Genomic DNA, 10,299 nt, shown 5'->3' on the forward strand with positions numbered 1-10,299 from the left:
TGATGTTCTGATCATGCGATCAAAACATATTATGCGGTATTAATCTCCCTTTCGGGAGGCTATTCCCCTCTTTGAGGCAGGTTACCCACGTGTTACTCACCCGTCCGCCGCTAATTCACCCCGAAGGATTTCATCGCTCGACTTGCATGTGTTAGGCACGCCGCCAGCGTTCGTCCTGAGCCAGGATCAAACTCTCAATTTAAAAGTTTACACTTTTAGTTTGAAATGATTAATCTGCGCCAACTGTTAAGTTGGTTAGCAAGCTCATTACATACTATTTAGTCTTACGACTAAAATTCACTTTATTTACTAAAGTAATTAACTGGTTTAGCAAAATATTATTTTGCTATCTTTACCTATTTCTCTGTTCAATTTTCAAAGACCAACTTGCTTTGTCATCAAGTGACGACTTCTACTACTTTATCAGTTGTTTAATCATTTGTCAACAGTTTTCCACTCTTTTTAAATAAAAAAGGTTAATTAGTCACTTTTAACATTGTAAAAAACCATATGATCTCTCCACGCTCCATTTATGTATAGGTATTTTTCACTTATTCCAAGTTCTTTAAATCCACAGCCTCTTAGAACTCTTTGTGATTTTTCATTATCTATTAAAGTATTTGCTTCGATTCTATGTAGTTCCAATTCCTCAAAAGCATAATCCACTACTAGTTTAACTGCTTCTTTCATATACCCCTTACCTTGTTCTTTCTCATCCATAGAATAACCTATAAACGCATTTTTAAAAACACCCATAACAATATTAGATATTCTTATTTTCCCAATAAGTCTATCACTTTTATATATACCAAAATTAATGCCATTACCATTTAAAAACTGTTTATAGTTCTCCGTTAAAATATGCTTTTGATTTTTTATTGTGTAAAATCCTTCAACTCTAGAAGGTTCAAAACTCCTTAAAAACTCTCTATTTCTTAAGTGAAAATCTAACACTTCTACTACATCACTTGGAGTTAATACCTTAATTTTAATATTCCTACCTTTTATAGAGAAACCCCTTTTTATTAAATTTCTACTAAAATTAAGCGAATTTATACCGAACATGATTTCTGACTGAAATTCAGATTTAGTTTTTATACTATTTGTAATAATACCCTCTAAATCAAATCCTAAATCTATAAATCCACTTATGTTTATATTTTCATGAGCTATAACATTTACTTTATATATCCCCATGTTTTTAAATAGAATATTTAGTATAAGATTTAATGTGTCTTTTAAGTACTCATAGCTCTCATTAGTATGCTTATTAAATTTTAACCTGAAAAGGCAAAACTTATTTTGTTTATCTAACTCCACTATAAATATTCTTCCTAGTATAATATAAAAATTATCTTTTATTACATACTCTCTTTCATTTCCCTTAACAGCTTCTAAGTTTACATATTTGCCCTTATTCATTACTAACCCCTTTTATCTACAATAAAATCACTCTTTGTATTTATATAAATAAGATATATAAATATAATTGATATTACTAAGCTTATAGGTATCATATAAAAAGCAAAATAAGTACCAATTTTATCATTTAATTTACCTATCACCAAGTTGAGCAGCATATTAACTAAAGACGTTAATGTAACTATTACTCCTGTTATATACGATGTGTTTTCATAGAACACCTTGCTTATTGTAAGCACAAGAGTCGGAAAAGTGATTGCAAAGAAGAACCCTGAAATAGATATTACAATAAGTCCATCTTGTCCAAGAATGAGTCCAAAGGTAAACAAACATACTGCAATTATTAAAGATACCATAGTTATTTTCAAATACCCTAATTTTTCAACTATAAACCCACCCACTAACCTTCCTATACTAAATACAACTAAAAACATAACACTATAAAAAGCACTTTTACTACTATTGTAGTTATAATTATCTTTTATATAATTCACCATCCAGCTTATCGTAGCTAACTCCGAAAACACATAGAACCCCAATGCAAACACGTAAAAATACACTATTTTATTTTTTAATACATCCAATACATTAATTTTATTGCGTTCACTATATTTATGAGTATGTGGCATCTTTATAAATATAAATACGATGATTAAAAGTACAAATAAAATTGATATTCCAAAGTATATATTCCTCCAAGTTAACCCCTTAGACATTAATACTCCACCTAGAGCTTGTCCTGACGCGCCACCAACACCATAACAAAAATGAATTAGATTCATAAGAATAGCCTGATAACTTAGTAATAATATCGGTGCTAATGTATTTATTGCTATGCTTGTAAGCGCTAATCCTATATTCATAATAAAAATATCTAGTAAGAAAATAGTATAACTTTCTACTATTGATAATAATGACAGCGATAAAAACATACAGCTAAGTCCTAATATAATAACCCTCTTTTGTCCTATCTTTTCACAGAGAATACCTCCAATATAGGAAAACAATATATATGCTAAAGAACCAATAAATAGCATTACCGCTATCCCAGTATTATCTATATTGAAATCAAATTTAAAAAACGGTATAAATATACCTCTAATATTTTCAGCCATCGCATTAAGAGCCATAGTAATAAATATGAAAATTATTGCCATCATATTATTCTTGATTTTCAATTAATTAAATCCTTAACCACTTCTCCACCAATTATCATTCCTGCTACAGGAGGAACAAAAGATATACTCCCTGGAATTTGCCTTTTCATAGCACATTTTTTTGAACCTCCTGTGCAAACGCACCCTTCTTTGCATGTTATAACTTCATCTAGTCTTGGCTTAATAGGAATTTCTTCTGAATAAACTACCTTAAGACTTTCAACATTTCTCTGTCTAAGCTCATGCCTCATAACCTTCGCAAGTGGACACATTTTAGTATCATAGATATCAGAAACTTTAAATAGCGTTGGATCTAATTTGTTTCCCGTGCCTAGGCAACATATAATCCGAATATTATGTTCTCTGCAAAATTCTACCAAAGCTATTTTAGAGGTTACTGTGTCTATAGCGTCTACTACATAATCTGCATCTTCAGTAATTATATCCGCCATGTTATCTGCAGTTACATATGTTTCATGTGTTATAACCTCACATTCAGGATTTATATCTAGTATTCTATCCTTCATTACTAAAACCTTACTTTTACCTATAGTTTTACGTGTCGCATGTATTTGTCTATTTAAATTTGTTAAACATATCGTATCATCATCTATTAATACCAATTTTCCGACACCAGCTCTTACAAGTGATTCAACGGTATAGCTACCAACTCCACCAATTCCGAAAACTATTACTTTACTTTCTTTTAATTTATTTAAACTATCTACACCTATAAGTAATTCTGTTCTTGACAATGAATGCTGTGACATATATTTATTTCTCCTTTGCAACATATATTATTGTAAATATAAAAATCCTAACAAGTAGTATTATACCCTATAAATTTAAAAAGGCCACGCATATGCGTGGCTTTTCTATCTATTTAAGTAATCTATTTTTTATGTTGTAATAAATTACAGTTTATGAACAAATATTCCACTTTGCAATTTTGGCTCAAACCAAGTTGATTTAGGAGGCATTATCTTTCCCGCATTTGCTATATCCATTAAATCGTCTATAGTTGTAGCACACATTGAAAAAGCAACACTCATGCCTTCATTAACTCTTCTTTCAAGTTCTGAAAGTCCTCTTATTCCACCTATAAAATCAATCCTTGTATTTGTTCTTGGATCATCAATCCCTAGAATAGGTTCTAACAAATTCTTTTGAAGTATCGATACATCTAATCTATCTACTGGGTCACTCATGTTAAAAGTTCCATCTTTAGCAGCTAGTTTATACCATTTACCATCTAAGAACATTCCGTACGTTCTTTGTTTATCTGGCTTAAATTGACCTTCACCAGTATATGGAGTTATATCAAATTTTTCAGAGGCTTTATTCATAAATTCCTCTAAAGTGTTTCCGTTTAAATCTGCAACAACTCTATTATAATCCATTACATATAAATCATTGTCAGGGAATATAACTGATAAGAAGAAATTGAACTCCTCATCACCATTGTATGATGGATTTTCTTCTCTTCTCTTTAGTCCAACTTTAACAGCTGAAGCCGATCTATGATGACCGTCAGCTATATATAAATAATCTGTTTCAGCGAACATAGTTGATAATTTGGCAATAATTTCCTCTTCATCTATAACCCAAATAATTTGAGATACACCATCTTCTGATTTAAAATCATATACTGGCGTTTTTGTTTCTGTCCATTTTTTTACTATAGAATCAATTTCATCTTTATGTTTATATGTCAAGAATATTGGTCCAGTATTAGCATTTGTATAATCAACATGATTGAATCTATCAAGCTCTTTATCTGCTCTTGTTAATTCATGTTTTTTAATTACATTATTTATATAATCATCAATAGAAGCACAAGCAACTATTCCAGTTTGGGGTCTTCCATTCATTATTTGTCTGTAAATATACAAACAAGGTTTTTCCTCTTGCATAAATACTTTATCACTAATCATTTTTTCAAGATTCTCACTAGCTTTAAGATAAACCTCTTCACTGTGGACATCTATTCCAGGTTTCAAATCTACTTCTGGTTTATCAACATGCAAAAATGAGTGCGGTTTTCCTTTTACCATTTCTCTAGCTTCTTCACTATTCATAACATCATAAGGAAGAGCCGATACTTGCTCTACGAGATCCACCTGTGGTCTGAATGTTTTAAAAGGTCTTACTACTGCCATTGTTATTCCTCCCTTAATATAATAATTTCATTTGTTTATTTAAAAAAATCGTAAATAATGCCTGATATTTCAGCACCTATTCTAGTTTGAGCTTCTTTAGTTGCTGCACCAATATGTGGAGTTACTGAGACTTTTGGATGATTAACTAAAGCTTCATTTTTAGTTGGTTCTTCAACAAATACATCTACTCCAGCTCCTGCTAATTTTCCGTTATTTAAAGCTTCTACTAAGGCAACTTCATCAACTACTCCACCTCTAGCACAATTTATAAGGATTGCTCCATCTTTCATCATAGCTAGCTGTTCTTTTCCTATAGTAGCTCCTTTTTCTTTGAAAAATGGTATGTGTAATGATACATAATCTGATTTTTTTAACAAATCATTTAATTCAAAAAATTCATACTCGTCACAACCCTTAGCTTTTCCTATTATATCTGTATATATAACTGTCATTCCAAGCGCATATGCTTTTGTAGCAAGTTCTCTTGATATTCTTCCGAATCCAATTAAACCTAATGTTTTTCCTGCAATTTCTACACCTTGATATTTTTTCTTATCCCATTTGCCTTGTCTCATAGATACATTTGAAATATTAATAAATCTTGATACTGCAAACATGTGAGCGATGGCAAGCTCAGCTACAGACGCACTACTAGCATTGGGAGTATTAGAAACTTTTATTCCTTTTTCCATAGCATATGCTACATCTATATTGTCAACTCCAACTCCACCACGTATTATAAGCTTTAATCTTCCATTCTCAGATGCTTTATCAATTATAGGCTGTCTAATCTTCGTAGCAGATCTAACTACGACTACGTCAAAATCTTGTAAAATTCCACCTAAAATTTCAGGTTCATAAAACTTCTCAACAACTTCATAATCTTTAGATCTTAAATCTTCTATAGCATTTTTATCCATACCATCAGTAACTAATATTCTCATCATTATATTCCTCCTCTTTATGTAAACAACCTGCTTTATCACAATTAAGACGTCTAGCTTACAATTCTATTTTAGTAGAATTAAAACTAATTATAATATTTGAATTTCTTATAAAAGTTAAATTAAGAATGAAAAATCACTACATAATTTTTCATTCTTAACTATGAATTTTAATTATTTAAGTCCTAAAATTCCATTAATTATTATAAGTAGTTCTTCTACTTCTTTTGTTGTCGTTTCAGCCATATGTGCTATTCTAAAAGTCTTATCTTTCAATTTTCCATAACCATTAGATATCATAAATCCTTTTTCACCTAATTTTTTATTTAAATCAGAAACATCAATATCTCTTGTATTTTTAATGTTAGTTAGTGTGTTTGACAAGTAATTAGGATTAGGGAATACCTCAAAATATTTTCTAGCCCATGCTCTAACAAGCTCAGCACCATCAATGTGTCTAGCGTATCTATTATCTAATCCTTCTTCTACAATTTTATCTAATTGATAATCTAAAGCAAACATATGTGCAAGTGATGGTGTAGACGGATATTGATAATCTTTCTTTTGTATATAATTATATAGTGATAACAAATCAAAATATAATCCTCTGTTTGGAACTTGCTTAGCTCTCTCTACTGCTTTTTTTGAGAATGAGCAAATAGCCATCCCTGCTGGTAGTCCTAAACATTTTTGAGTTGAAGTAATACAAATATCAATAGCCCACTCGTCTACTTTTATTTCTGTTCCAGCAGCATTACTTACTGCATCAACACATACTACAACTTCAGGGTATTTCTTATAGACCTTCGATAACATTTCTATGTCATTCATAAGCCCAGTTGAAGTCTCGTTCATTGTAATAGTTATTAAATCATACTTTCCCGTACTTAATACTTCTTCAAGCATTTCTGGAGTTGTTGGCTGTCCCCATTCAGATTCAAATTTATCTGCGGGTACTGCATTTGCTGTACACATTTCAAACCATCTGTTTCCGAATGCTCCCACTGAAAATACTGCTGCTCTTTTTGCTGTACATGATCGAACAGCCCCTTCCATAAGTCCACTTCCTGAACTTGTAGAAAGTAATATTTCTTCTTTAGTATTAAATACTTTTCTCATTTTGTCACTTATGTTTCTTTGTAGCGCTGATGCTTCTTTACCTCTATGTGATATTTGAGGGGTAGCCATTTTCTGAAGTACATCTTCCGCTACCTCTACTGGACCCGGTATAAATAATCTTTTATGCATAATTTAACCTCCAAGGTTTGGCTTTTGCCATTTTTTATTCGTTTTGTAATTTGTCTTGAAGTATAACAACCATTTCATTTTAACACTTAACCATAAATTTCTCAATATAATAGAAATTAATATTTTGAATTTTTTAGTGTATATTGTACATCTTTTATGTATATTTGTAACATATATTCTATATTTTTGTAATGAATCGTTGTTTTGACAACACTTTAGAAAGGTATTTAGTTTCACATCACATAACCAATAATTTTGATATATGAATCAAATGTGAAAAAAACACCTTTCCAAAACTGCTATCAGAGTATTATCGATTTAATATATGCATTATCCTTGATCTAGTGATGCTAAAACTTTGTCGTATAAATCAACTTCACATTTATTATTTTTTAAGTGCTCACAATTACCACAACTTTTACTAAACGCTGTTCCTATTGACGATTGAAATCCTGATCTTACTGCGTTATACCCATTACAACTATTTGCTACATGCATCATTTGTTCTATATATTCTACTTTTGGCATTAAACTCTCCTCCTTATATTGTAAAGACTTCATTTTACTATTATTATTTCCCTAATTACTTGAAATTAACCTTAAAATAAAGCTACTAAAACATATAATACTGTTCTAGTAGCTTATTTATTATTCTAAATTATATATTAATTATTGATTCAGTTTCTCTACAATATTTTGTAGTTAAGCACTGTCCTAAATTTCTGGGACACCTTTTACATATACAATCCATACTCTTGCCATCACACTGCTTTGATAAGTAGTCAGGACATTTATCACAGTTATCTCCACCTACAGACATTTTATCACCTACCATTTGAATTTAAATTAATTTGAATTAACTTATATATAATATACTATTTTTCTTCATTCTCTATCTCATATTTTTTTCTATATCTAACCATTATTTTATTTAAAATATCTGCAGCACCTATGTCTAATGATTATTTAATTACTTCATTTCTCCTAGTACTTTCCTAACAACTCTTTTACCTATCTCATCTTCACTCATTTCACACAATGCATCATCTATGTGCTTCCACTCAACACCCTCAACTTCTGAAGATTTAATTAGGCATCCATCAACATACATAGCACTAAACGTTAACATTATAATTTCTTTAGAAGCTAAATACTCACTTCCCAAATATTTTATCGTGTCTACTGATATTCCAGTCTCTTCTTTTACTTCTCTGTACACAGTTTCCTCAACTGACTCACCATTAGTTACATATCCTGATACTAATACTTTTGAGTTTTTAAATGTATAGCTTTGTTTGAGAAGTAAAATTTCTTTACCTTTCATAACCGCAACTACTATGCATGGTTTAGGTGTATCAAAAAACATAATATCATCTAAATGACAATATGGTACAGGGCCTTCATCCCAGCTATCTTTATGAGTTAATTGTTTTCCGCAATGTGGACAATATTTAAACTTCACTTTATTACCTCCTTATAAGACTATGTTATTTACAACGTTTTATTTAAAACCTAATTAAATTATAATATAACTCGAACTGGAAAACTTAAAGCTATAAGTTTTTCAGAAATCTCACATTCATAAGCAAAAATATCAACGCCGCTGTCTTTAGCTAATCTTAATGCATCAGCGAAAGCCTTATCCATTGCATCATATGGGGTGAATTTATTTATATCATTCATCTGAATTAGAAATAGTATTCCAGCTCCAAAACCAGTTTTTTTGGCCTCTATAAGTTCTAATATATGTTTTCTTCCTCTTTCTGTTGGCGCATCTGGAAACATAGTATTACCATCTACTTCTAATGTTACGCCCTTTACCTCGAGATAATATTCTTCACCAATGTCGTTAGATAATTTGAAATCAAATCTACTAGTTCCAAAAGTTTTTTCTCTCTGTACTATATTGTATCTAAGCAACTTTTGTATTTTTTTATTCTTTAATGCTTCATCAACAACCTTATTAGGAATTTGTGAATCTATGTTAATAATTTTATTCTTTTTATATACTGCTATTAGATCATATAATGTTTTTCTGCTAGGATTGAGTTCTTCTCTTAATAGAACTTTAGATCCAGGGATTAATAATTCCTTGCATCTACCTGTGTTAGGAACATGTACCATTATTTCACTACCATTTAGACTAACATAAGCTTGAAATCTATTTGGTCTACTTATAAATTTTGCAGTAAGAATTTTTTCTTTTATAAACATAATTTCATCTCCATTTTTTTAATATACACTAAATTCTAAAAGTTATCAACAAAAAAACATAATTATCCACAGTGCTAATTATGTTTTTTTGTGGATACCTTCATTATTATCTCACAAAAAAATTACAAATAAAAAAGCCCTTGCAAATGCAAGAGCTTTTTTATGGTGACTCCTAGGGGAATTGAACCCCTGTTACCACCGTGAAAGGGTGGTGTCTTAACCGCTTGACCAAGGAGCCTTATAAAATTTGGTGGCTTACCGGGGAATCGAACCCCGGACACCATGATTAAAAGTCATGTGCTCTACCAACTGAGCTAGTAAACCATATTGGCTGGGATAGAAGGATTTGAACCTACGAATGCCACAGTCAAAGTGTGGTGCCTTACCGCTTGGCGATATCCCAATGTATGGTGTGTCTTAAGGGATTCGAACCCCCGGCCCACGCCTTAGAAGGGCGTTGCTCTATCCAACTGAGCTAAAGACACGTATTATAAACATAAAAATGGAGCGGGTAGAGGGAATCGAACCCTCGTAACTAGCTTGGAAGGCTAACACTCTACCATTAAGTTATACCCGCATAATTGAAATTGGTGCAGGTGAAGGGACTTGAACCCTTACACCGTGAGGCGCTAGATCCTAAGTCTAGTGCGTCTGCCATTCCGCCACACCTGCATAAATATGGTGACTCCTAGGGGAATTGAACCCCTGTTACCACCGTGAAAGGGTGGTGTCTTAACCGCTTGACCAAGGAGCCTTGTAAAATACTAAAATACTAAAATATTAGTATTTTAGTATTTACCTGGCGACAACCTACTCTCCCACAAGGTCACCCTTGCAGTACCATTGGCGCGTTGAAGCTTAACCTACCTGTTCGGTATGGGAAGGGGTGTTACCTTCATGCCATAATCACCAGATTATTTTTTAGAAATAATAAGTGAGAATCTACCGTCGTTGACTACGGATACTAGATATAAAATATCTTCTCATCATCATTTTTTATAGAGAATTTTACCCTTTTTATAGAAAAGTATTCTCTCAAAATTGCACAGTGAAATAAATTTTCGCATTTTCATATTAAGGTCAAGCCCTCGACTTATTAGTATTAGTCAGCTGAACATGTTACCATGCTTACACCTCTAACCTATCAACCTGGTG

10 protein-coding genes, 7 tRNA genes and 3 rRNA genes are annotated in these 10,299 nt (G+C 31.6%); all 20 read right to left on the minus strand.

What is annotated here, in order from left to right; all coding sequences use genetic code 11:
- Nucleotides 1-202: ribosomal RNA gene (locus ACJAX4_RS18410) — 16S ribosomal RNA — on the minus strand; the annotation flags it as partial.
- A gap of 278 nt (nt 203-480) precedes the next feature.
- On the minus strand, nt 481-1,422 hold the full coding sequence (locus ACJAX4_RS18415) for a GNAT family N-acetyltransferase (protein WP_435790904.1): 942 nt from the start codon (nt 1,420-1,422) through the stop codon (nt 481-483).
- A gap of 2 nt (nt 1,423-1,424) precedes the next feature.
- Nucleotides 1,425-2,600 carry an MFS transporter gene (locus ACJAX4_RS18420; protein ID WP_435790905.1) on the minus strand — a complete coding sequence of 392 codons (1,176 nt, stop codon included), beginning with the start codon at nt 2,598-2,600 and terminating at the stop codon, nt 1,425-1,427.
- Nucleotides 2,597-3,349, minus strand: coding sequence for a tRNA threonylcarbamoyladenosine dehydratase (locus ACJAX4_RS18425; RefSeq protein WP_435790906.1), 753 nt, complete (start codon nt 3,347-3,349; stop codon nt 2,597-2,599). Before ACJAX4_RS18425 ends, ACJAX4_RS18420 begins: the two co-directional genes overlap by 4 nt.
- 144 nt (nt 3,350-3,493) lie before the next feature.
- On the minus strand, nt 3,494-4,738 hold the full coding sequence (locus ACJAX4_RS18430) for a DUF1015 domain-containing protein (RefSeq protein WP_435790907.1): 1,245 nt from the start codon (nt 4,736-4,738) through the stop codon (nt 3,494-3,496).
- A 35-nt stretch (nt 4,739-4,773) separates the two neighbouring features.
- Nucleotides 4,774-5,685, minus strand: a complete 912-nt coding sequence (locus tag ACJAX4_RS18435; protein ID WP_435790908.1) for a D-2-hydroxyacid dehydrogenase — start codon at nt 5,683-5,685, stop codon at nt 4,774-4,776.
- 171 nt (nt 5,686-5,856) lie between these two features.
- Nucleotides 5,857-6,930: a pyridoxal-phosphate-dependent aminotransferase family protein gene (locus ACJAX4_RS18440; protein WP_435790909.1), complete on the minus strand. Its 1,074-nt coding sequence runs from the start codon at nt 6,928-6,930 to the stop codon at nt 5,857-5,859.
- 330 nt (nt 6,931-7,260) lie between these two features.
- The gene (locus ACJAX4_RS18445; RefSeq protein ID WP_435790910.1) at nt 7,261-7,458 is read right to left on the minus strand and encodes a hypothetical protein; all 198 of its coding nucleotides are present in this window, start codon (nt 7,456-7,458) and stop codon (nt 7,261-7,263) included.
- A 130-nt stretch (nt 7,459-7,588) separates the two neighbouring features.
- Complete coding sequence (locus ACJAX4_RS18450) at nt 7,589-7,750, minus strand: hypothetical protein (protein ID WP_435790911.1); 162 nt, start codon at nt 7,748-7,750, stop codon at nt 7,589-7,591.
- Between the two features lie 150 nt (nt 7,751-7,900).
- Nucleotides 7,901-8,392 (minus strand): NUDIX domain-containing protein, encoded by a 492-nt coding sequence (locus ACJAX4_RS18455; RefSeq protein ID WP_435790912.1) that lies wholly within the window; start codon nt 8,390-8,392, stop codon nt 7,901-7,903.
- 59 nt (nt 8,393-8,451) lie between these two features.
- On the minus strand, nt 8,452-9,144 hold the full coding sequence (sfsA, locus tag ACJAX4_RS18460) for a DNA/RNA nuclease SfsA (protein WP_435790913.1): 693 nt from the start codon (nt 9,142-9,144) through the stop codon (nt 8,452-8,454).
- 163 nt (nt 9,145-9,307) lie between these two features.
- Nucleotides 9,308-9,382 (minus strand) — tRNA-Glu (locus tag ACJAX4_RS18465).
- A 10-nt stretch (nt 9,383-9,392) separates the two neighbouring features.
- Nucleotides 9,393-9,468: transfer RNA gene (locus tag ACJAX4_RS18470), tRNA-Lys, on the minus strand.
- A gap of 4 nt (nt 9,469-9,472) precedes the next feature.
- Nucleotides 9,473-9,547 (minus strand) — tRNA-Gln (locus ACJAX4_RS18475).
- A gap of 5 nt (nt 9,548-9,552) precedes the next feature.
- Nucleotides 9,553-9,629: transfer RNA gene (locus tag ACJAX4_RS18480), tRNA-Arg, on the minus strand.
- A gap of 18 nt (nt 9,630-9,647) precedes the next feature.
- Nucleotides 9,648-9,721 (minus strand) — tRNA-Gly (locus ACJAX4_RS18485).
- A gap of 11 nt (nt 9,722-9,732) precedes the next feature.
- Nucleotides 9,733-9,816, minus strand: a tRNA-Leu gene (locus tag ACJAX4_RS18490).
- A 7-nt stretch (nt 9,817-9,823) separates the two neighbouring features.
- Nucleotides 9,824-9,898, minus strand: a tRNA-Glu gene (locus ACJAX4_RS18495).
- A gap of 43 nt (nt 9,899-9,941) precedes the next feature.
- A 5S ribosomal RNA gene (gene rrf / locus ACJAX4_RS18500) occupies nt 9,942-10,058 on the minus strand.
- Nucleotides 10,059-10,220: 162 nt separating this feature from the next.
- Nucleotides 10,221-10,299: ribosomal RNA gene (locus ACJAX4_RS18505) — 23S ribosomal RNA — on the minus strand; the annotation flags it as partial.

It is taken from the genome of Clostridium sp., from assembly GCF_051278035.1.
In the GTDB taxonomy this organism is placed as follows: domain Bacteria; phylum Bacillota; class Clostridia; order Clostridiales; family Clostridiaceae; genus Clostridium_AD.

Excerpts from the sequence above, each read along its gene's own strand:
- ACJAX4_RS18435 (WP_435790908.1), bottom strand. The coding sequence starts at position 5,685 with ATGATGAGAATATTAGTTACTGATGGTATGGATAAAAATGCTATAGAA.
- ACJAX4_RS18425 (WP_435790906.1), bottom strand. The coding sequence starts at position 3,349 with ATGTCACAGCATTCATTGTCAAGAACAGAATTACTTATAGGTGTAGAT.
- ACJAX4_RS18430 (WP_435790907.1), bottom strand. The coding sequence starts at position 4,738 with ATGGCAGTAGTAAGACCTTTTAAAACATTCAGACCACAGGTGGATCTC.
- ACJAX4_RS18450 (WP_435790911.1), bottom strand. The coding sequence starts at position 7,750 with ATGTCTGTAGGTGGAGATAACTGTGATAAATGTCCTGACTACTTATCA.
- ACJAX4_RS18415 (WP_435790904.1), bottom strand. The coding sequence starts at position 1,422 with ATGAATAAGGGCAAATATGTAAACTTAGAAGCTGTTAAGGGAAATGAA.
- sfsA (WP_435790913.1), bottom strand. The coding sequence starts at position 9,144 with ATGTTTATAAAAGAAAAAATTCTTACTGCAAAATTTATAAGTAGACCA.
- ACJAX4_RS18440 (WP_435790909.1), bottom strand. The coding sequence starts at position 6,930 with ATGCATAAAAGATTATTTATACCGGGTCCAGTAGAGGTAGCGGAAGAT.
- ACJAX4_RS18445 (WP_435790910.1), bottom strand. The coding sequence starts at position 7,458 with ATGCCAAAAGTAGAATATATAGAACAAATGATGCATGTAGCAAATAGT.